The organism is Pseudomonas sp. CCI1.1 (genome assembly GCF_034348165.1).
Taxonomy (GTDB): domain Bacteria; phylum Pseudomonadota; class Gammaproteobacteria; order Pseudomonadales; family Pseudomonadaceae; genus Aquipseudomonas; species Aquipseudomonas paracarnis.
Genome location: NZ_CP133780.1, coordinates 1,802,767 through 1,822,788 on the forward strand (window position 1 = coordinate 1,802,767; position 20,022 = coordinate 1,822,788).

The following is a 20,022-nucleotide window of genomic DNA, read 5'->3' on the forward strand; positions in this document are numbered from 1 at the left end:
AGCTTATCAGTCGGTGGCGACGGTGCGCATCACCGTGTCTCGCGGCAGGTCAAACGCTTCCACCACTTGCACCACCAGCTCCAGTTCCTGGTTGAGCGCCTCGCGCTCCATGCGTTGGCGGATCACGCCGACCACCAGTACCGCCAAGGTGGTGATCGAATACGCCGGGCCGGAAAACGCCCGAACGCCGCTGACCAGCAACATCGCCGCAGCCAGCGCCTGGCCCACCACCGGAATCGCCGTGGCCGCACCGCGCCGCAGGATAAACCCGGTCAGCCCGGCCAACGCCGTGCCGCTCAAGGCTGCGGTAGCCGAACGGCCCACATCCAAGCGGTTGAACAACCCCTGCTCTTTTTGTGCCGCCGCCTTGAGCTCGGCCTCGAACGCCTGACGATCAGCGCGGCTGAGTTTGTCCTTGTACTGCTCGATCAGTGTTTCTGCGACCTGCCCTTCGATCTCGGCAAGCGCCACATGCTCAAGTGGTTGGTCGAACTTGATGCCCAGGCGTTGCGCCACATCTTCGGCAATCTGGCGATAGCCCACGCCATGGCCACGGGCCAGGTTCATAAAGCTATCACCGCCCATGCGCTGCAATTCAATGGCCAGTTTCAACGGCTCACGCACACTGGCATCAATCGCGGTACTGCGCTTTTGCGCCATCAGTTCGGCAAGAAACTTCAGCTCCTCCGGCCGCGCTTGCACCAACGCCGGGTACAGGTCCACGTCTGCTTCGGCAAACCGCACGTCACTGCTGCGCGAGTCCACACGGATCATGCCGCGCCGTTCCTGCAGCAAATCGGTGTACTGCACCACCGTCTTCAACTGCGGCCAATAGGCGGCATGATCGAAGCTGGCCAGGTGCACATTGGTGACCTTGGCCTTGAGCGCGGGCGTCACGTCAATCGCATAGCGGCCGATGCAACGCTCGGTATCGGGCTTCATGGCCAGCGCCCAGTCCTTGCTGGAATGGCAGTTGATCAACCGCCCCTTCAGCGGCGCCGACACCTCGTCCCAGGGGCTCGAGGTACAGATCGCCCCACCCATCAACAACAGGTTATTCAACGGCAGTTCGCGAGCGATCTCGGGGCTGGCCAGCAGGCTCTTGACCAGAATGCGTGCGCCCAGGGAATGGCCGATCAGGTTGATGCGCCGCACCGGCAGCGCCTGGTTGTGCAGGTAGCCGGCCAGTTCGGGCAACAAGGTCTTGGCCACTTCATCCACCCGTGCCTCGACACTTTTGTAATGGTCGAGAAAATAGGCAATAGCCTTGCCCACGCCCACCGTCGCCGCGCCCAGGCCGCCACCGCCGAGCAGCGAGGCGAGCACGTCCTTGAACGGTGCAAACAGGTTTTCCAGAAAATGCCCCGCCGGCCAGAACAGCATCAAGTTGGTCGAGCCTTCGATACCCGCCAACTGCTGCTTGAAGTTGCCCAGTTGCTGGCGGTTGAAGAACGCCGAGTAACCGTGAACATAGAGATTGAGCACATCCCCCTGGGGCTCGCCACACAGGACGAACGTGGGCTTGCGGGTGCGGTGCATTTCATCCCACTGGTGTTGCATAGGGCGGCGACTCCGGTTGACGGGATGGCGATAGTAACAAACAGAGGCGATCAGAACGGTGAATCCTGACCGACGTTTGCAGAAGGGCCTGGCCAAAACAGTATTCAACCGAGACCAAACGCTGCGCGACTGCTTAAACTGTCTGGGGGGCATGGTAAAACAGCGCCCTGCCCCTTTACCGGAGACCACTGTCATGACGTCCAAACTTGAACAACTCAAGCCATTTACCAGGGGCATGGGTGCACACTTGCGCACCTTGAGCCAGATCGAGCAACTGGCCAGCGTATGACCCTACTCTCCCCATTGGCCCAACCGCGCACCTTGGTGTTCCTGACGTATCCGCAGATGGGTTTGCTCGACCTGACCGGCGCGCAGACGGTGTTCTGGGCCGCCACCAAGGCCATGGCCGAACGCGGTTTGCAAGGTTATGTGCTGCACAATGCCAGCCTGGCGGGCGGGCTGATGCCAACCGCCGAAGGCTTGAGCGTCGACACTGTGGCTTTGGCGCAGTTGGACCCAGCCGCCATCGACACCCTGGTGGTACCCGGCGCGCCCGCCATTGAGCAAGCCATGCTGGACAACACTGCGCTGGTGGACTGGCTGCGCAACGCCTCCGGTCAGGCGCGACGTACCGCTTCGGTGTGCAGCGGCACGTTTTTGCTGGCGCTGGCGGGCTTGCTGGAGGGGCGCCGCGCGGCAACGCATTGGGCCATGTGCGAGCTGCTCAAGCAACGCTTCCCGAGCATCGAGGTGGACGTGGACGCGATCTTCGTGCAGCAGGGCCAGGTGTGGACCTCGGCGGGCGTCAGTGCCGGGATCGACCTGGCGCTCGCGCTGGTGGAGGCCGACTGCGGGCGCGAAGTGGCGCTGCAAGTGGCACGCGAACTGGTGGTGTTCCTCAAGCGCCCCGGTGGCCAGGCGCAGTTCAGCCAGGTGCTGCAAGCGCAAACCGCCGACAGCGCCGGCTTTGATGCGCTGCATGCCTGGATCAGCGACAACCTGCGCGACAGTGACCTCAGCGTCGAACGCTTGGCCGCGCAGAGCCATATGAGCCCACGCAATTTTGCCCGGGTGTATAAGCAAAAAACCGGTCGCACCCCGGCCAAGGCCATTGAGCTGTTTCGCATGGAAGCGGCGCGCCGCATGCTTGAAGACTCACAGCGCAGCATCGAGCAGATCGCCGGGCTGTGCGGGTTTGGCGACGAAGAACGCATGCGCTGCACCTTCCACCGCCAGCTGGCCATCTCACCGCGCGACTACCGCGAGCGTTTTTCCCGCTAGGCCGGCAGAGGTGGCAGTCATCCAGGGTTATCTGTCCTTTCGGACAGGCCCTGCTGCTTTTACAGTGATCCGGCAATGCCTTGCGGCTTATCTGGTCTCTGGAGCAACCCCATGAAACAACACATTCTGATCATTGGCGCCGGGTTCGGTGGCGTGTGGAGCGCCTTGAGCGCGGCTCGGCTACTGGATAAACACGACCGCAACGATGTGCGCATCAGCCTGCTCGCCCCCCAAGCGGAGCTGCGTATCCGCCCGCGGTTCTACGAGCCCGATGTGCATACCATGCTGGCCCCGCTTGATGCGCTGTTCGACGCTGTGGGCGTGACCTTTGTGCAAGGCGCTGCCGACAGCGTCGACGCCACTAATAAGCAAGTGACCTACCGCAACGCGGCTGGCATCCCGGCCACCCTCGCCTACGATCGCCTGGTAGTGGCCGCCGGCAGCCGCTTGAACCGCCCAGACATGGACGGCATCGCGCATGTGTTCGATGTGGATCAGATCGAAGACGCCGCGCGCCTTGAGGCCCATATCAAGGCCCTCAAAAATCTGCCCGACAGTCCGGCCCGCAATACCGTAGTGGTGGCCGGCGGCGGCTTTACCGGTATCGAGACCGCCACCGAGATGCCGGCGCGCCTGCGTGCGGCGCTGGGTGAAACGGCCAACATCCGTGTGATCGTGGTCGACCGCGGGCCGCAGATTGCCGCGTCGATGGGCGACGGCATACGCCCCTCGATCATCGAAGCCAGCCGCGAGCTGGGGATTGAATGGGTACTGAACACCTCGGTCGCCTCGGTGGATGCCGGTGGCGTGACCCTGGCGGATGGGCAGCGGATTGAATCAAGCACCGTGATCTGGACCATCGGCTTTCGCGCCAACCCGCTGACCGAACAGGTTGAGGGCACCCGCGATCCCCAGGGCCGCCTGCACGTGGACGCCCACCTCAAGGTCAAGGGCCAGGCTGCCATCTTCGCCGCTGGCGACGTGGCCTACGCCGCCACAGACGCGCTGGGCAACTTCGCTGCCATGTCCTGCCAGCACGCCATCGCCCTGGGCCGCTACGCCGGCAACAACGTCGCCGCCGATCTGATCGGCGTGGCCCCCATGGCCTACAGCCAACCCAAATACGTGACCTGCCTCGACCTCGGCGCCTGGGGCGCGGTGTACACCGAAGGCTGGGACCGTCAGCTTAAGCTGGTGGGCCAGGAAGCCAAGGAACTCAAACAGCAGATCAATAGCGTGTGGATCTACCCACCGGCGGCGGATAGAGCAGTGGCACTGGCGGCGGCGGATCCATTGATTCCGGTGGCGTAGGACAGTCAGTTAAGCGAACGCATTGCTCAAGGCAGTGAAGATCAAATGTGGGAGCTGGCTTGCCTGCGAAAGCGGTCGCGCAGCAACAGATGCAGTGGCTGACACACCGCCATCGCAGGCAAGCCAGCTCCCACATTAAGTCTGCAGTTATCCGGTGGATACGGGGCGATCAGCTTGGCATCGGGGCACCACCCTGCCCAAACCGCCGAATCGCCAGGCAATACCCCACCAACGCCAACCCCGCCAGCAAACCGCCCGCCGCGCCGATCCAGGCGAAGCCGAAGTGGCTGCCGACCCAACTGCCCATCAACGCACCACCGCCGATGCCGATGTTGTAGATCCCGGAAAACATCGCCATGGCCACATCGGTGGCGTCCGGTGCCAGCACCAGCACCTTGGACTGCATGGCCAGGCCAAAGCCCATGATCGCCATGCCCCAGAAAATACTCAGCCCCACCAGGTAAGACTCGGCGCCGCTCAACGGCAGCATCAGCGCCAGGCACGCGGCGAGGATAGACACTGCGCCGATCACGAACAGGTGGGGGTTGAGGCGATGCACTAGGCTGAACAACAACGAGCCGATGATGCCAGCACCACCGAACACCAGCAGGATCAGGGTCACGGCACTGCCGCCCAGGCCGGCGACGCCTTCGACGAAGGGTTCGATGTAGCTGTAGGCGGTGAATTGCGCGGTAACGGTCATTGTGGTCAGCACATAGAGCGCCACCAGCGCAGGACGCTTGAACAGCAGCGGCAGACTGCGCAGGGAGCCGGAGTTCTGGCTGGGCAGCAGCGGCAAGGTGCGCCCCAGCCAGAACACCAGGGCGGCGGCGAACGCGGCGATCACCAGGAAGGTAGTGCGCCAGCCCATGGCCTCGCCCAACAGGCGGCCCAAGGGAATGCCCAACACCATCGCCAGGGATGTGCCGGTGGCCAGCAAGCCAAGGGCCTGCACCTGCTTGCCCTCTGGCGCCAGGCGTACAGCCAGCGAAGCCGTGATCGACCAGAACAACGCATGGGCCAGGGCGATGCCGACCCGACTGACCATCAGCAAGCCGAAGCTGGTGGCGACGCTAGAGAGAATATGGCTGGCAATAAACAGACCGAACAATACGATCAGCAGCTTGCGCCGTTCGACGTTGCGGGTCAGTAGCATCACCGGCAGCGAGGTCAGCGACACGATCCACGCGTAGATGGTGAGCATCAGGCCGACGCTGGCCACGGGCATATCAAAGCTGGCACCAATGGCGCTGAGCAGCCCGACGGGGACAAATTCGGTGGTATTGAACACAAACGCGGCCAGCGCAAGGGCGATGACCGGTTGCCAATTGGCTTGTGGGGTTGCGGCTGAAAGGCTCATTGACGGGCGCGGTACTCTGACGGTGATCAAGCGGCCACCCAGGACAAGCGCCGCCGCCGAGCATTCTATAGGTTTCTCGCACCGCTGTTGCTGCGGATCGTCGCCCGGCGGCCTACGGCGAAGTCATGGTAATGATGTAGTTGCCTGACTGGATGAGCTTGCCGGCGCTGTCTACCAACACATAACGCTGATCGTAATAGCGCCCCTTGCCGCTGTCCGCCACCAGCCGCACATGGGGTGCATCGACACTGACAACCGGCGCCACACTGCGCACCTCGATTCGGCTGCCACGACTGGATTGGGCACAGCCGCGCAGTTCCATCACCGAACCGCTGCGCGCATTTGTCGCACACCCTGACTCGACAATGGCGCCGCTGAACCTGATGGTGCCCTGCCCCACGGTTTGTGCGGCGCCGCAGGTACTTGCCCACAGCCCCAGAAGGCCAGTCATTACCGCTACACGACGAACGTTCATGCCGACACTCCTTCTTGGGTTAGTTAAGAAGTAAGTCGTCGTCACGCCGGTTAACTTGAGCTTATTTACCCGCGAATGAGAGGTGCATCACGGATCCACCTGCCCCATTAACTCGGGGATGCCCTCCGGCCGCTGGGCATAGCGTTGGGCCAACGCCGCGCAGACCATCAACTGGATCTGGTGAAACAGCATCAACGGCAAAATCAACACGCCCATGCTCGCTCCGGCAAACAGCACCTGCGCCATCGGCACGCCGGTCGCCAGGCTTTTCTTCGAACCACAGAACAGGATGGTGATGCGGTCTTCCTGGTTAAAACCAAACGCCTTGCCTAGCAGCGTAGACGCCACCAACACCAGGGCCAGCAACACGCAGCAGGCCACCACCAAGCCGCCCAATTCCCACAGCGGGATCTGGTGCCAGATGCCTTCGTTGACCGCCTCGCTGAAAGCCCCGTAGACCACGAGCAGAATCGAGCCCTGGTCGACGAATTTCAGCCAGGCTTTGTTACGCCCGACCCAGCCACCGATCCATCGGCTGGCAATCTGCCCGGCAATGAACGGCAGCAACAACTGCACGCTGATTTTGACAATCGCATCGACTGTGGAGCCGCCATCCCCATGCACGTTGAGCAGCAGCGCTACCAGCAGCGGCGTCAGGAAGATGCCGAACAGGCTGGACGCCGCCGCGCTGCAGATGGCCGCCGGGATGTTGCCGCGGGCCAGGGAGGTAAAGGCAATCGCCGATTGCACAGTGGCCGGCAAGGCGCAGAGGTAGAGCATGCCCATGTACAGCTCGTTGCCGATCAACGGCGACAGCACTGGCTTGAGCGCCAGGCCCAACAACGGAAATAGTACGAAGGTCAGGCTGAACACCAGCAAATGCAAACGCCAGTGGCCGGCACCGGCGACGATAGCCTTGCGCGACAGCTTGGCGCCGTGGAGGAAAAAAAGCAGCGCGATGGCCAGGTTGGTGACCCAGCCGAACGCCACGGCGGTCTGGCCGCTGGCGGGCAGCAGTGAAGCGAGGATCACCGTGGCGATCAGAGTGAGGGTGAAGTTGTCGGGGAGAAACCGGGGCCGGGTCATAAGCAATTCTTCCAGGGGTTGCCAAGAGCGTCGCGACGACTCTAACGTAACCACCTGTTACCGACTAACGCCAATGAGCCAGTAAATGCCGCCTAAAGGACATGAAAAAGCCGTTCGCCGCAGTGTCCCAGGGCTTTCCAGCCTGCCGAGGCCGGTGTACGGGCGTACTGAATCCTTGCCCAACCGTGCGCTGACGCGACGCCACAGCCACCCGTGGGTGCAGCTGTCCTACGCGATTTCCGGAGTGCTGGAGATCCAGACCAGCGTTGGCCGTTTCGTCGCACCACCGCAGCGCGCGGTGTGGATTCCGGCCGGCATGCCCCATCGGGTGTTCAGTTCACCCCATACGGAAATGCGCAGCTTATACCTCGATTGCAGCGTCACCGCCTGGGCCGCCGAGCGTTGCCAGGTGCTGGAGGTGAGCAGTTTGCTACGCGAGCTGATCCGCAACTTCAGCCAATTGCCGGTGGAATATACCGAGGACGGGCCGGACGGGCGCCTGGCTCAGGTACTGCTCGATCAGCTCGCCGCCGCACCCCAGGTGGATTTGATGTTGCCACTGCCTCACGACCCACGGCTGCGACAGATCTACCGCAGCCTCAACCTGCATCCCGAGCAGCAGACGACGTTGGGCGAGTGGAGCCGAAAGCTGGAGGTGAGTGAAAAGACCCTGAGTCGGGTGTTCCTGAGTGACACCGGGCTGACGTTTCGCGCATGGCGCCAGCGCCTGCGCCTGTTGAGCGCTCTGCCCGCCCTGGAACAAGGCGAGCGGGTGACGGATGTGGCATTGGGGTGTGGCTATGAATCGACCTCAGCCTTTATCAATGCATTTCGTCAGCAGTTTGATTCCACCCCCGGTGAGTTCTTCCGCTGACCCTCCCACGACGCAAATAATCCCCAAACCCACGCTCGGCTGGTATTGTGCCGCGCTTTGAAACACAGCAACCGACTGCGAGGAAATGGACGTTGAACACTGACGAAAAAATGACCGGGGACCTGTTCGAGGTTGATAAGCGCCTGTCACTCAAGCCCGTGGTGGACTTCAACGCCTACCTGCGCAGCGCCTTCGGCGACGGCCCTTGCACCTGCGTGCGCTGCACGGCCAACGGCGGCGATGAAAGCGGTTATGAGTTCCAACACACCTTCACCTTCGACACCAAGCCCCTGCACCGTCGCTTCGCTTCGACGGCGGGCAGTGATGTGTTGATGGCGTTGAAGAAGGCATGGTTGTCGTACACCAAGGCCGAGCTGCCGCTCAGTGGTGCGTTGGCGCTGGATACGGTGAAGGAGTTTGTCGAGCCACAGTTGCACAAACGCCTGGCGCCGTTGTTTGTGGCCAGTGGGCTGGTCAAGGATGTCGACGGCGAACTGCGCATCCAGCCGCAAGCCACGGCCTGACACAGGCTAATGTGGGAAATACCACTTTTGAAGCAAAGAAGATCCATGTGGGAGCTGGCTTGCCTGCGAAAGCGGTAGTGCAGTAACAGTGGCCGTTACCGCAGCAATGGATATGTACACATTCCAACTGTGTTGACTGTCAGGCCGCCTTCGCGAGCAAGCCCGCTCCCACAGTAGGATTGTGGGGTGTCAGGTAGATAGGTGTTGCTTGTCATGCCGTCTTCGCAGGCAAGCCAGCTCCCACATTGGTCATGCATTGCCCACAAAATCAGCGTCCGGCACAGATCCCCTGTGGGAGCGGGCTTGCCCGCGAAGGCGGTGTGTCACTCACTGAATATTCAACTGAACCACCGCTATAGCAGGCAAACCAGCTCCCACATTTTTCCGGTTATTGGCCTAGAACCCGGGAACACCTTGTACGCGCAACTCAGGGGTCAGTTCGTCCACTGGCTCGGTCAGCGGCCGGTCGCTCCCACCCGGTAGCAGGATCACCTTGCGGCATTCCTCTTCGGCTTTATCAAACAGCTCATACCCCCGCGCCGCCTGCTCCAGGGGCAGCCGGTGAGTGATGATCGCCTCCGGGTGCAGATGCCCCAGCTCGATGTGCTCCAACAACTCCGGTAAGAACCGCTGCACATGGGTCTGGCCCATCTTGAAGGTCAGCCCCTTGTCGAAGGCATCGCCGAACATGAAGCCATGGATAAACCCGGCATACACCCCGGCGACGCTGACCACGCCGCCACGGCGTACGGCGGCGATGCACTGGCGCAGAGCCTTGCCGCTGCTGCCTTCGACCTTGAGGGCAGTGAGCAGGGTTTCCGTGGTGCTGCCCTTGGCCTCGAACCCCACCGCGTCCACCACGCCATCGACGCCGCGCATGCCGGCGGTCTGGCGGATGATGGTGTCAGCCGGGTCCTCGTCTTCTTCGAAGTTGATCGGGATCACACCGTACATTTTCTGCGCATAGGCCAAACGATACGGATGGTCGTCGACCATGAAGATCTGCTCGGCGCCCAACATTTGTGCGCAAGCCGCACTGAGCAGGCCCACCGGCCCGGCGCCATAAATCGCCACACTAGAGCCTTTGCCAATGCCAGCATTGGTCACCGCCTGCCAGGCGGTAGGCAGGATATCGGAGAGGAACAACACCTTCTCATCCGCCAGGGTGCCGGGCACCTTGAACGGCCCGGTGTTAGCCTTGGGCACTCGCACCCACTCCGCCTGGCCGCCGGGAATGCCGCCATACAGGCGGCTGTAGCCGAACAGCGCGGCGCCCGGTGGGATGGCTTTTTTATTCAGGATCGCACCGCGCCCATCGTTGGTGGTTTCGCAGGCGGCGAATTGCTGGAGCTGGCAGAAAAAGCAATCGCCACAGGCAATCACGAACGGAATCACCACGCGGTCGCCGGGTTGCACGGCGGTGACGGCCGGGCCGGTTTCTTCGACGATACCCATGAACTCATGGCCGAAGATATCGCCGTGCTCCACGGTCGGGATCTTGCCCCGGTACAGGTGCAGGTCCGAGCCACAGATCGCAGTGGCGGTGACCCGCAAAATAATGTCGTCGGGTTGTTCAATGATCGGATCGGGCACGGTATCCACCTGCACCTTGTGTGCGCCCTGGTAAGTCATCGCTCGCATGCTCTGCGCTCCTGCCGTTGAGGGGTTACTAATTAAGGACAGAGCAGCCCCTCAGTGTTCCTTCGACGTAGAGCGACACCCGATCAATGGTCGCCGCGCGTCTGGGCCAACAGCAGGTCGACTACCTGGCGCACGCTGGCAATTGCATCGGCGCCGCTGGCCTGGGCCTGGGCGTGCCAGCGCAACTGCTCAGTCGCGCTGTTGCCGCGTTGCAGCAAGGCATCCAAGGTATCGAACAACAGCGGCTCGCCCATGGCCTCTGCGGTGGCGGCAAAGGTCTGTCGGGCGTATTGCAGCCATTGCTCAGCGCTGCCCAGGGTGCCGGTGTCGTCCAACGCAAAGGTACCAGCGGCCCCATAACGCTTGGCCTGCCAGCGATTCTCCTTGAGCAGCCAGCGCGCCTCGGCACTGAACCTGGCTCCAGGGCGCTGCATCGCGCAGGCATGGGTAACCATCACCCGAAACAGCGTGGCGAGGGCCAAGGCGTCCGCCAGCCGTGGGCAGGCGTCGGTCATGCGCAGTTCCAGGGTGGGGTAACGCGCCGCCGGGCGAATGCCCCACCAGCCATTGCCATCGGCCTTGATCGCGCCGATGCGCTGCAAAAGGGCCAGGTAGCGCAGGTACTCGGCCCAGTCGCTAAAGTGCTCCGGCACGCCCATGCGGGGCCACTCGTCGCACGCGGCCTGGCGGTAGCTCATGAAGCCGCTGGGCGCGCCGTCCCAGAAAGGCGATGAGCAACTGAGCAGCAGCAACAACGGCAGCCACGGCGACACCTGGTTCATCACCGCGATACGGTCCAGCGTTTGCGGCACCTGCACATGCACATGCAGCCCGCACAACACACTGCGCCGCGCTACATATTGAATATCGTCGAACAGTTGCCGGAAATGCGCCTGATCGGTCGGCTGTTGCCCACGCCAATCGGCCAGGGGGTGGCTGCCGGCGCACACCACACCGAGGCCGAACTCAGCCAGGGATTGCGCCAGGTTGCGGCGTACTGCTCGGAAGTAGTCCGCCGCTTCGGCGCTGGAGGTGAACACCGGAGAGGCCGCCTCGATCTGGCCCTGGAACATCTCAAACGAGAAGCCTGCGCCAATCGCTTCGCGGCAGGCTGCCAGCACCGCCGCCGAGGGCTCGCCGACCATCTGGCGGCTGTGCAGGTCGGTGATGAAGTATTCCTCTTCAATGCCAAAGGTGAGCATCGGGTATTCAGCGCAATCGGGTGACAGTCAGTGCGACCACGGCGATGCGCTCCACCTGCTCATAGCCGGGCTTTTCCAGTTCTTCACCGAAAACGTCCGGGTCCAGTTCGCGGTAGGTCCAGCCGTAGGCGTCGCTGCCTAGCAGTGGCTTGACCGCCTCCAGGAAAGGGTCGCTGCCGGCCACCATCGCCACCCCGGTATACAGCAGCAGGCTACCGCCCAGGGCCAGGCGCCCGATGGACTCACTGACGATGCGCAGCGACAACTGCTCCCCCAAGGCGCCGCCGCCATGGCGATAGGCGCGCTGGCGGTCATCTTTCATGTACGGCGGGTTGGCGACGATCAGGTCGAATTCGCCCTCCACACTGGCCAGCACGTCACTGTGGTACACGCTGACGTTATTCAGCGCGGCCAGCTCGGCATTCACCGCGGTCATGCGCAGGGCACGGGGGTTGATATCCACCGCCAGCACCTGGGCGTCATGCCGGGCTTTAGCAATCACCAGCGCGCCGACGCCGGCGCCACAGCCGATGTCCACGGCGCGCTTGAGCGGCTCGAAACGTTGTTGCAGGTAAGCTTCGATTACCTGGGCAAAGCGATAGCTATCGGGGCCGAAAAACACCGCGTCCGCCTGGTCGGTGGGATAAGGCGAATGGGCGAACAGCAGCTCGTCGAGGCTCGACCATCGCACTGCGCTGCGCCATAGCGCGCCGTGCTTTTCGATCACATCCGCTTGCTGCAATTCTCCACGCAGGGCCTCGGGCAACAGGCCTTGATCGAACGGCATCGACCAACCGAACACATCGCGCAGCGTCATTGCCAGGGGCGTCGCCAGCCGCCGATAGACACGCTCATGGGTCAAGGGCGTTGGCGTGATAAAGCGATAACCACCCTCCTTCAACCCCCGGCCCAGATTCAACAAGGCACGATCAGCCAGTTGTTGCGCAGACATAGGCACATTCCTTAGCGCAGGCGCGCACGCAGTTGGATAAAGCGGCGAGTGGCATACAGCCCGGCAGGCGTGCAATGACGGCGTGCCGACAGCCACGGGATCAGTGCATTGAGCTGTTGCTCATCGGGCAAGTTGCACAATGACTCCGCCAAAGCCTGGGTATCCGGGTCCGCTGGACGATGCTGCTCGCGGGAAAACCGGCTGCCGCGTCCCGGCCGCACGGGCGGCACGCGTTCGCTGGCAACCCATTCACCCGCAATCCAGTCATGGATCAGTTGTTTTTCAAAACCGCTGAACACTCCGAACATCGCGGCGCCAGCGCCCTCGATCAATTGCCAGAAGCGACTGTTGGTGGGGTCCTGGTTGTGCTTGATCCAGCCTTTGTCTTCGAGGGCCTTGAGGAAAGCGCCGATCTGCCCAGGCCGGGCCAGCCATTGGTTGACGGTCTGCCCTTCGAAGCGGCAATAGTCCGAATGCATGTGCTGGCCGAAGGCGCGCTTGCGTTCGAGCATCGCCACCACCTCGTCCTGCAGGTTGAACTGTTTGATCACAGACGTAGTACCCGGCCCCAGATCATTCAGACGGTAGCCTGCGGCCACACGGCGATAGAAGTCTGCCCTGCCCTCGCCCAGCGGCAACAGGTTCAGCACCGATAGCGCCGCCTTGCTCGCATGGCCACTGCTGGCGTTGTCGATGGTGACATGCAGCGTGAAGTAATAGGGGTCGATACCCAGTTCACTGAGTTCATAGGCCGTGATCAACAGGTGCAGCGGCAGCTGTTCGTAACCGAGGTTGAAGCCAATGACCTCGGGCAGGAACTCGTCGGCGCACACACCCAGCGCCAGTTGCAGCGCGCCCTGCAGGTAATGCTCATCCTCAAGGCCGGCTTCGCTGTCGGCATCGTGCTCGCTGAGCAACTTGCGGTAGATCACCACATGGTTCTGCGCGGCTTCACCGTCGCCCAATTCTTCCAGGTAAGTGGTGAGCAGGCCGTCGAAGCGCTGGTCTTGCCAATAGCGCAGCAAGCCATAGAGCCAGGCGCCGTCGACCTGTTTGGTGGGTGCCACGCATTGCAGGAAATACAGTGCATGGGCCTTGTTCTGAAAATACCGCCGTGGCCCCCCTTGCCGGCGCTGCTCAAGGTAGTCGGCATAGGCCTGGGCGACTTCGGCGCAGCGCTGCTCGACCCAGGCTAGCAGTTGTTCAGGCGCTTCTGGCAAGTCGCAATCGGTTGCCTCTACCAGGGCCAAGTGATCGTGCAGGTATTCACGCGCCAGTTCGGCGGCGTCTCGGGTTTCGCCATGCAGCTGTTGGTACACCCGTTGATGGCGGCCCTGGGCCGAATCGGTGAGAGAGGCCGGCTGGCCTGACAGCGCTGTAAGGAGTGTCATGATGGCAGTTTCCGCAAAGTCCGTTACAACGGGCCTCCCACAAGGTGGCCCCGCAAGAGCGCTCAACATCACGCGCTTCTAAAATGCAGAGCCTCGGGGCGTGCGGAAAATTCAAATGAGGTTGGGTTGGGAGGGATAAGCGGTCGTTTGTCAGGGCTCACAAAACCAAAAAATGCCTGTAGGAGCGAGCTTGCTCGCGAAAAACGTCAACGATAACGCGTGCTTCCTGAATAAACGCGGCGTCGGTGAGTTCTTCGCGAGCAAGCTCGCTCCTACAGGGGTTGAGATGGCGCTGTTACTTACGCGCCGCCTCCCACTGCTTGAGCAGGTCGTTGTAGTTCACGGTTTCGCCCTTGGGCTTTTCGTTGGCCAGTTTCGGCTTCGGTGCACCCGGCTGGTCGAACCAGTATTGCGCGTCACGCTCGGGGTTCATTTTCGGGCCGCACACCGGTTGCACCTTGGAGCGTTCCAGGCGCGTCATGATCGCATCCTGCTCCTTGGCCAGGTTGTCCAGCGCCTGTTGCGGGGTTTTCTCGCCGCTGGCCGCTGCGGCGATGTTGCTCCACCACAGTTGCGCCAGGCGCGGGTAGTCCGGCACGTTGGTGCCCGTCGGGGACCACTCGGTGCGGGCCGGGCTGCGGTAGAACTCCACCAGGCCACCGAGTTTGGGCGCCATGTCGGTCATGGCCTGGGAGTTGATATCGGACTCACGAATCGGCGTCAGGCCAACGATGGTTTTCTTCAGCGACACGGTTTTTGAGGTCACGAATTGCGCGTAGAGCCAGGCCGCGAGTTTCTGCTTTTCGGGCGTGGACTTGAGGAAGGTCCAGGAACCTACGTCCTGATAGCCCTTCTTCATGCCCTTTTCCCAATACGGCCCGACTGGGGACGGTGCCATGCGCCATTTCGGCGTACCATCGGCATTCACCACCGGCAGGCCCGGCTTGACCATGTCGGCGGTAAACGCGGTGTACCAGAAGATCTGCTGGGCGATGTTGCCCTGGGACGGCACCGGGCCGGATTCGGAGAAGGTCATGCCCGCCGCTTCCGGTGGCGCGTAGGCTTTCATCCAGTCCACGTATTTCTGCGTGGCGAATACCGCCGCCGGGCCGTTGGTGTCGCCGCCGCGGGTGACGCTGGAGCCCACCGGGTGGCAATCCTCTACACGGATGCCCCACTCGTCCACCGGCAAGCCGTTGGGCAAGCCTTTGTCGCCGCCGCCGGCCATGGAGAACCAGGCATCGGTGAAACGCCATCCCAGGGACGGGTCTTTCTTGCCGTAGTCCATGTGCCCATAAATGCGCTTGCCGTCGATTTCCTTGACGTCTTCGCTGAAGAACTTGGCGATGTCTTCATAAGCCGACCAGTTCACCGGCACGCCCAGGTCGTAGCCGTATTTCTCCTTGAACTTGGCCTTCAGCTCCGGCCGCTCGAACCAGTCGGCGCGGAACCAGTAGAGGTTGGCGAACTGCTGGTCGGGCAACTGGTAGATCTTGCCGTCCGGCGCGGTGGTGAAAGACAGGCCGATAAAGTCCTTGAGGTCCAGGGTGGGCGAGGTGAAATCCTTACCTTCGTTGGCCATCAGGTCGGTGATGGACTCGGTCTTGCCGTAGCGAAAGTGCGTACCGATCAAGTCGGAATCGTTGACCCAGCCGTCATAGATATTCTTGTCGGATTGCATCTGGGTTTGCAGCTTCTCCACCACGTCGCCTTCCTGCAGCAGGTCGTGGGTCAGCTTGATGCCGGTGATTTCACTGAAGGCCTTGGCCAGCACCTTGGATTCGTACTCGTGGGTGGTGAGGGTTTCAGACACCACGTTGATCTTCATCCCACGGAACGGCTCCGACGCCTTGATAAACCACTTCAACTCCTCCAACTGCTGGGCTTCGGTAAGGGTCGAGGGTTTGAACTCGCTGCCGATCCATTTTTTCGCGGCATCTTCATACGCATCAGCCCAGGCCGAAGCGCTCAAACCACTGAGGGCCAGTACGGCGGCCAATGAAATGCTATGTCGCAGCTTATTGTTTTTATTCAACATAGAGACCTCCAGGTTAGTTTCAAACGGGGCTTGCAGGAGCGAGCTTGCTAGCCCCAACGCATCACACTCAACAGCCAAACAAGGGAGAGCGCGGACGCCACCCAGATACTCCAGTCGGTAACGCCAATGACCAGCAAATGCAGGTAGGCGCTACCGAGAAGACCGATAAACAAGCGATCCCCACGGGTGGTGCTGATCGGCAGCAAACCGCGCCGCGGGATACTCGGCGAACGTAATTCCCAAGTGGTCATGCCCGCCAGAATCAGGGCAATGCCGCCAAAGAACAGCGCAGTGGGGGTGGTCCAGGCCATCCATTCCATCATCGACTCCTCTAGACCCGGCCCAGGGCAAAGCCCTTGGCCACGTGGTTGCGTACAAACCAGATCACCAGCATGCCCGGCAGGATGGTCAACACCCCCGCCGCTGCCAGCACGCCCCAATCAATGCCGGACGCCGACACCGTGCGGGTCATCACCGCTGCGATGGGCTTGGCGTTGACCGAGGTGAGCGTGCGCGCCAGCAGCAGTTCGACCCAGGAAAACATGAAACAGAAAAACGCCGTGACGCCGATACCGGAGCCAATCAGCGGGATAAAAATCTTCACGAAGAACTTGGGAAAACTATAGCCATCGATGTAGGCGGTTTCGTCGATTTCCTTGGGTACGCCGGACATGAAGCCTTCCAGGATCCATACCGCCAACGGCACGTTGAACAGGCAATGGGCCAGGGCCACGGCGATGTGCGTGTCGAACAGGCCAATGGATGAATACAGCTGGAAGAACGGCAGCAGGAACACTGCCGGCGGCGCCATGCGGTTGGTCAGCAGCCAGAAGAACAGGTGCTTGTCACCCAGGAAGCGATAGCGCGAGAACGCATACGCCGCTGGTAACGCCACGCTCAGGGAGATCACGGTGTTCAGGCTCACGTAGTACAGCGAGTTGAGGTAGCCGGTGTACCAGCTCGGGTCGGTGAAGATCACCTTGTAGTTGGCCAGGGTGAAATCCTGCGGAAACAGGGTCAGGCCGCCGAGGATTTCGGTGTTGCTCTTGAAGGACATGTTCAGCAGCCAGTAGATCGGCACCAGCAGGAACAGGATGTAAACGAGTAGTGGAATCAGCTTGCGCTTGCTCATGTTGGCGGCCTCAGCGGTTGGCGTCGGAATGGGTCATGGCGGTGTAGAACAGCCAGGACACCAACAGGATGATCAGGAAGTACACCAGGGAAAACGCCGCCGCCGGGCCCAGGTCGAATTGGCCGACGGCCATCTGGGTAAGCGTCTGGCTCAGGAAAGTGGTGGCATTACCCGGCCCGCCGCCGGTGAGCACGAAGGGTTCGGTGTAGATCATGAAGCTGTCCATGAAGCGCAGCATCACCGCGATCAGCAGCACGCTTTTCATCTTCGGCAACTGGATATGTCGGAACACCGCCCAGGCCGATGCACGATCAATCCGCGCAGCCTGGTAGTACACGTCCGGAATGGCCCTTAAACCTGAGTAGCACAGCAGCGCTACCAGCGAGGTCCAATGCCACACATCCATCACCAGTACGGTGACCCAGGCGTCCATGGTGTTGGCAGCGTAGTTGTAGCTGATGCCCAGGGCGTTGAGGGTCGAGCCCAGCAGGCCGATGTCGGCACGGCCAAAAATCTGCCAGATAGTGCCGACCACGTTCCACGGAATCAGCAAGGGAATGGCGAGGATGATCAGCACCAGCGAGGACCAGCGGCCCTTGGTGGGCATGGTCAGGGCGATGGAGATGCCCAGTGGGATCTCGATCAACAGCACGCAGGCCGAGTAGATGAACTGGCGCAGCAGCGAGTCGTGCAGGCGCGGGTCGAGCAGCACCTGCTTGTACCAGTCGGCCCCGACAAAATAGCGGCTGGACTGGTCGAAAATGTCCTGCACCGAATAGTTGACCACGGTCATCATCGGGATCACCGCACTGAACGCCACCAGCAGGAACACCGGCAACACCAGCCACCAGGCCTTGTTGTTCTGCACCTTGTTCATGGCGCCACCTCCAGCAGGTAATCGTCGGCGTAGAGCATCAGCCATTGCGCGGGGAAGCTGATGGAAGCCTTGCCTTCCGGCACCGGCTTGTCCTCGGCCAGCCGCACCTTGAGGGTGGCGCCGTCGAGGTTGAGGGTCATGATCTTGTAGGTGCCGAGGTCTTCCACATGGACGACGTCGGCTTGCAGGGCGTCAGGGTTGTACTCGTCCCACACGTGGATAAATTCCGGGCGGATACCAACCTGGAGCTTTTTGTAGTCGGTGGCGTTGAGACGTTGCTGCAACGCTTCGGACAGTGGCAACAGGGTAGTGGCGAACCCTACACCGCCAGCCTTGGCCTGCACCTCGATCAGATTCATCCCAGGGCTACCGATGAAATAACCGACAAAGGTGTGGCTGGGCCGCTCGAACAATTCACGCGGCGTACCGAACTGTACGATCTGCCCGCCATACATCACCGCGATCTTGTCGGCGAAGGTGGAGGCTTCCAGTTGATCGTGGGTGACGTAGACCATGGTGATATTGAACTGCTCGTGAATCTGCTTGAGCTTGCGCCGCAGTTTCCACTTCAGGTGCGGGTCGATCACCGTCAGCGGCTCATCAAAGAGAATGGCCGACACGTCATCGCGTACCAGGCCACGGCCCATGGAGACTTTCTGTTTTTCGTCGGCGGTGAGATTGCGGGCTTTTTTGCTCAGCAGGTTTTGCAGGTCGAGGACTTCGGCGATCTCCTGCACCTTGCTGTGAATTTTCGCTTCGGCCATGCCCTGGTTGCGTAGCGGGAACGCCAGGTTGTCGAACACCGTCATGGTGTCGTACACCACCGGGAACTGGAACACCTGGGCGATATTGCGCTTCTCCGGGGTAAGGTCGTTGACCACTTGGGTATCGAACAGCACCTGGCCTTCGGACGGGCTGAGCAGGCCGGAAATGATATTGAGCAGCGTGGACTTGCCGCAGCCTGACGGCCCGAGCAAGGCGTAGGCACCGCCCTGCTCCCACACATGGTTCATTTCCCGAATGGCGTAGTCTTCTGGCCCAGCGGGCGTAGGGCTGTAGCTATGGGCCAGGTTGCGCAAATGGATCTCGGCCATCAGGCAACCCTCGCGACACGGCGTCCGGGGGCCTGGACCAAGCGGCCCTGACCATCGAACACAAACAGTTTATGGGTGGGGATATACACACGGATCGGCGCGTCGACATCGTATTCATGCACCCCCGGCAGGTGCAGCACCAGCAGGAAGTGCTCACTGCGCACATGCAGAAAGGTTTCCGAGCCGCTGATCTCGGCGACTTCCACGGTCACCGCCAGCTCCAGGTCATCATCGTTACTGGGTACCAGGCTGATATGGCTGGGGCGCACGCCAAAGCGGAATTCGCCTTCGCCGATAGGACGCAGGTCAACATTGAGTGGGAAATGCACGAAGTTGGCGAAACTCACTTCGTTGCCGCTGATGCGCCCTGGCATCAGGTTGATCGGCGGCTCGGAGAACAGCTCAGCGGCGAGGACGGTTTGGGGCTGGTGGTAGACCTCGGCGGCCTTGCCGCTCTGAATCACCCGCCCCTCGTGAAGAATGGTGGTGGTGCCGCCCAAGGCCAGGGCTTCGTTGGGCTCGGTGGTGGCGTAAATGGCGATGGTGTGGCGCGCCTTGAACAGTTCGCGCATTTCCTGGCGCAGCTCTTCGCGCAGTTTGTAGTCCAGGTTGACCAGCGGCTCATCGAACAGGATCAGTTCGGCATCTTTGACCAGGGCGCGGGCCATGGCGGTGCGTTGCTGCTGGCCGCCCGACAGTTCCAGCGGATGGCGTTGCAGGAACTTCTCGATACGCAGCATCCTGGCGGTTTCCAGCACCTTGCTCTGGATCACCTCTTGGGACACACCGGCCTGGCGCAACGGCGAGGCGATGTTCTCGAACACGGTCATGGTCGGGTAGTTGATGAACTGCTGGTAGACCATCGACACATTGCGCAGGCGCACCGGCTTTTGCGTGACATCCACGCCGTTCATCAGGATGCGGCCGCTGTCGGGCTTGTCCAGACCGGCCATCAGGCGCATCAGGCTGGTCTTGCCGGACAGGGTACGACCGAGCAAGACGTTGAAAGAACCGGCTTCGAACCGCAGGTTGGCGTCGTCGATCCAGGTTTGGCCGTCGACAACGCGGGAGACATGTTCCAGGGTCAATGACATGACACGACCTTTTTATTATTGGAATGAATCTGGTCCGTTGTCAGAGCGAGTTTCGTGCCAATACCGCAAGCGCTTGATGTGTAAGGAGATGGTCGAATGGTGATGTTCGGGAGTGAACAATCCGGCTGAA

The 20,022-nt window shown here is 61.5% G+C and carries 18 protein-coding genes; 4 read left to right on the forward strand and 14 right to left on the reverse strand.

Annotated elements, in window-relative coordinates; genetic code table 11:
- Positions 1 to 6 precede the first annotated feature (6 nt).
- Positions 7 to 1,560 carry a DUF726 domain-containing protein gene (locus RHM69_RS07670; protein WP_200599883.1) on the reverse strand — a complete coding sequence of 518 codons (1,554 nt, stop codon included), beginning with the start codon at positions 1,558 to 1,560 and terminating at the stop codon, positions 7 to 9.
- Positions 1,561 to 1,845: 285 nt separating this feature from the next.
- Here RHM69_RS07670 and RHM69_RS07675 point away from each other — a divergent pair, with 285 nt between their 5' ends.
- Both RHM69_RS07675 and RHM69_RS07680 read left to right on the forward strand, forming a co-directional pair.
- Positions 1,846 to 2,841 (forward strand): GlxA family transcriptional regulator, encoded by a 996-nt coding sequence (locus RHM69_RS07675; RefSeq protein WP_014718850.1) that lies wholly within the window; start codon positions 1,846 to 1,848, stop codon positions 2,839 to 2,841.
- Positions 2,842 to 2,952: 111 nt separating this feature from the next.
- Positions 2,953 to 4,152: an NAD(P)/FAD-dependent oxidoreductase gene (locus RHM69_RS07680; protein ID WP_014718851.1), complete on the forward strand. Its 1,200-nt coding sequence runs from the start codon at positions 2,953 to 2,955 to the stop codon at positions 4,150 to 4,152.
- 169 nt (positions 4,153 to 4,321) lie between these two features.
- On the opposite strand, the gene RHM69_RS07685 is transcribed toward RHM69_RS07680, so the two are convergent.
- From RHM69_RS07685 to RHM69_RS07695, 3 genes are all read right to left on the reverse strand, one after another.
- Positions 4,322 to 5,512, reverse strand: a complete 1,191-nt coding sequence (locus tag RHM69_RS07685; protein WP_200599885.1) for a sugar transporter — start codon at positions 5,510 to 5,512, stop codon at positions 4,322 to 4,324.
- Between the two features lie 112 nt (positions 5,513 to 5,624).
- A complete protein-coding gene (locus RHM69_RS07690; RefSeq protein ID WP_014718853.1) occupies positions 5,625 to 5,987 on the reverse strand; it encodes a type 1 fimbrial protein in 363 nt (120 codons plus the stop codon).
- A gap of 87 nt (positions 5,988 to 6,074) precedes the next feature.
- Positions 6,075 to 7,073, reverse strand: a complete 999-nt coding sequence (locus RHM69_RS07695; protein ID WP_200599887.1) for a bile acid:sodium symporter family protein — start codon at positions 7,071 to 7,073, stop codon at positions 6,075 to 6,077.
- 85 nt (positions 7,074 to 7,158) lie between these two features.
- Between RHM69_RS07695 and RHM69_RS07700 the strand changes: the two genes are divergently transcribed.
- Both RHM69_RS07700 and RHM69_RS07705 read left to right on the forward strand, forming a co-directional pair.
- Positions 7,159 to 7,947 (forward strand): AraC family transcriptional regulator, encoded by a 789-nt coding sequence (locus tag RHM69_RS07700; protein WP_014718855.1) that lies wholly within the window; start codon positions 7,159 to 7,161, stop codon positions 7,945 to 7,947.
- A gap of 92 nt (positions 7,948 to 8,039) precedes the next feature.
- On the forward strand, positions 8,040 to 8,471 hold the full coding sequence (locus tag RHM69_RS07705; RefSeq protein ID WP_106111276.1) for a hypothetical protein: 432 nt from the start codon (positions 8,040 to 8,042) through the stop codon (positions 8,469 to 8,471).
- A gap of 396 nt (positions 8,472 to 8,867) precedes the next feature.
- Here the strand turns inward: RHM69_RS07705 and RHM69_RS07710 are convergent, their stop codons facing one another.
- From RHM69_RS07710 to RHM69_RS07755, 10 genes are all read right to left on the reverse strand, one after another.
- Complete coding sequence (locus RHM69_RS07710) at positions 8,868 to 10,112, reverse strand: zinc-dependent alcohol dehydrogenase (protein ID WP_200599891.1); 1,245 nt, start codon at positions 10,110 to 10,112, stop codon at positions 8,868 to 8,870.
- 83 nt (positions 10,113 to 10,195) lie between these two features.
- Entirely contained in the window at positions 10,196 to 11,314 is a 1,119-nt protein-coding gene (locus RHM69_RS07715) for a carboxylate-amine ligase (RefSeq protein ID WP_060766988.1), read from the reverse strand.
- 7 nt (positions 11,315 to 11,321) lie between these two features.
- A complete protein-coding gene (locus RHM69_RS07720; protein WP_073452240.1) occupies positions 11,322 to 12,266 on the reverse strand; it encodes a methyltransferase in 945 nt (314 codons plus the stop codon).
- A gap of 11 nt (positions 12,267 to 12,277) precedes the next feature.
- Positions 12,278 to 13,657, reverse strand: a complete 1,380-nt coding sequence (locus RHM69_RS07725) for an iron-containing redox enzyme family protein (RefSeq protein ID WP_197865195.1) — start codon at positions 13,655 to 13,657, stop codon at positions 12,278 to 12,280.
- Between the two features lie 295 nt (positions 13,658 to 13,952).
- Positions 13,953 to 15,695: an ABC transporter substrate-binding protein gene (locus RHM69_RS07730; RefSeq protein WP_003192009.1), complete on the reverse strand. Its 1,743-nt coding sequence runs from the start codon at positions 15,693 to 15,695 to the stop codon at positions 13,953 to 13,955.
- Between the two features lie 47 nt (positions 15,696 to 15,742).
- Positions 15,743 to 16,015, reverse strand: coding sequence for a DUF2160 domain-containing protein (locus tag RHM69_RS07735; protein WP_014718862.1), 273 nt, complete (start codon positions 16,013 to 16,015; stop codon positions 15,743 to 15,745).
- A gap of 11 nt (positions 16,016 to 16,026) precedes the next feature.
- On the reverse strand, positions 16,027 to 16,827 hold the full coding sequence (locus tag RHM69_RS07740; protein ID WP_003192012.1) for a carbohydrate ABC transporter permease: 801 nt from the start codon (positions 16,825 to 16,827) through the stop codon (positions 16,027 to 16,029).
- 10 nt (positions 16,828 to 16,837) lie between these two features.
- Positions 16,838 to 17,704: a carbohydrate ABC transporter permease gene (locus RHM69_RS07745; RefSeq protein ID WP_130175100.1), complete on the reverse strand. Its 867-nt coding sequence runs from the start codon at positions 17,702 to 17,704 to the stop codon at positions 16,838 to 16,840.
- Complete coding sequence (locus RHM69_RS07750; RefSeq protein ID WP_056783757.1) at positions 17,701 to 18,798, reverse strand: ABC transporter ATP-binding protein; 1,098 nt, start codon at positions 18,796 to 18,798, stop codon at positions 17,701 to 17,703. The genes RHM69_RS07745 and RHM69_RS07750 overlap by 4 nt, the downstream gene beginning before the upstream one ends.
- Positions 18,798 to 19,892 carry an ABC transporter ATP-binding protein gene (locus RHM69_RS07755; protein ID WP_200599893.1) on the reverse strand — a complete coding sequence of 365 codons (1,095 nt, stop codon included), beginning with the start codon at positions 19,890 to 19,892 and terminating at the stop codon, positions 18,798 to 18,800. The genes RHM69_RS07750 and RHM69_RS07755 overlap by 1 nt, the downstream gene beginning before the upstream one ends.
- Positions 19,893 to 20,022: the final 130 nt, after the last annotated feature.

Bases quoted from the DNA above. Each gene is read 5' to 3' on its own strand.
- RHM69_RS07680 (WP_014718851.1), top strand. From the start codon at position 2,953: ATGAAACAACACATTCTGATCATTGGCGCCGGGTTCGGTGGCGTGTGG.
- RHM69_RS07710 (WP_200599891.1), bottom strand. From the start codon at position 10,112: ATGCGAGCGATGACTTACCAGGGCGCACACAAGGTGCAGGTGGATACC.
- RHM69_RS07735 (WP_014718862.1), bottom strand. From the start codon at position 16,015: ATGGAATGGATGGCCTGGACCACCCCCACTGCGCTGTTCTTTGGCGGC.
- RHM69_RS07695 (WP_200599887.1), bottom strand. From the start codon at position 7,073: ATGACCCGGCCCCGGTTTCTCCCCGACAACTTCACCCTCACTCTGATC.
- RHM69_RS07730 (WP_003192009.1), bottom strand. From the start codon at position 15,695: ATGTTGAATAAAAACAATAAGCTGCGACATAGCATTTCATTGGCCGCC.
- RHM69_RS07725 (WP_197865195.1), bottom strand. From the start codon at position 13,657: ATGACACTCCTTACAGCGCTGTCAGGCCAGCCGGCCTCTCTCACCGAT.
- RHM69_RS07715 (WP_060766988.1), bottom strand. From the start codon at position 11,314: ATGCTCACCTTTGGCATTGAAGAGGAATACTTCATCACCGACCTGCAC.
- RHM69_RS07755 (WP_200599893.1), bottom strand. From the start codon at position 19,892: ATGTCATTGACCCTGGAACATGTCTCCCGCGTTGTCGACGGCCAAACC.
- RHM69_RS07670 (WP_200599883.1), bottom strand. From the start codon at position 1,560: ATGCAACACCAGTGGGATGAAATGCACCGCACCCGCAAGCCCACGTTC.
- RHM69_RS07740 (WP_003192012.1), bottom strand. From the start codon at position 16,827: ATGAGCAAGCGCAAGCTGATTCCACTACTCGTTTACATCCTGTTCCTG.
- RHM69_RS07700 (WP_014718855.1), top strand. From the start codon at position 7,159: ATGCCGCCTAAAGGACATGAAAAAGCCGTTCGCCGCAGTGTCCCAGGG.
- RHM69_RS07720 (WP_073452240.1), bottom strand. From the start codon at position 12,266: ATGTCTGCGCAACAACTGGCTGATCGTGCCTTGTTGAATCTGGGCCGG.
- RHM69_RS07685 (WP_200599885.1), bottom strand. From the start codon at position 5,512: ATGAGCCTTTCAGCCGCAACCCCACAAGCCAATTGGCAACCGGTCATC.
- RHM69_RS07690 (WP_014718853.1), bottom strand. From the start codon at position 5,987: ATGAACGTTCGTCGTGTAGCGGTAATGACTGGCCTTCTGGGGCTGTGG.
- RHM69_RS07750 (WP_056783757.1), bottom strand. From the start codon at position 18,798: ATGGCCGAGATCCATTTGCGCAACCTGGCCCATAGCTACAGCCCTACG.
- RHM69_RS07745 (WP_130175100.1), bottom strand. From the start codon at position 17,704: ATGAACAAGGTGCAGAACAACAAGGCCTGGTGGCTGGTGTTGCCGGTG.
- RHM69_RS07675 (WP_014718850.1), top strand. From the start codon at position 1,846: ATGACCCTACTCTCCCCATTGGCCCAACCGCGCACCTTGGTGTTCCTG.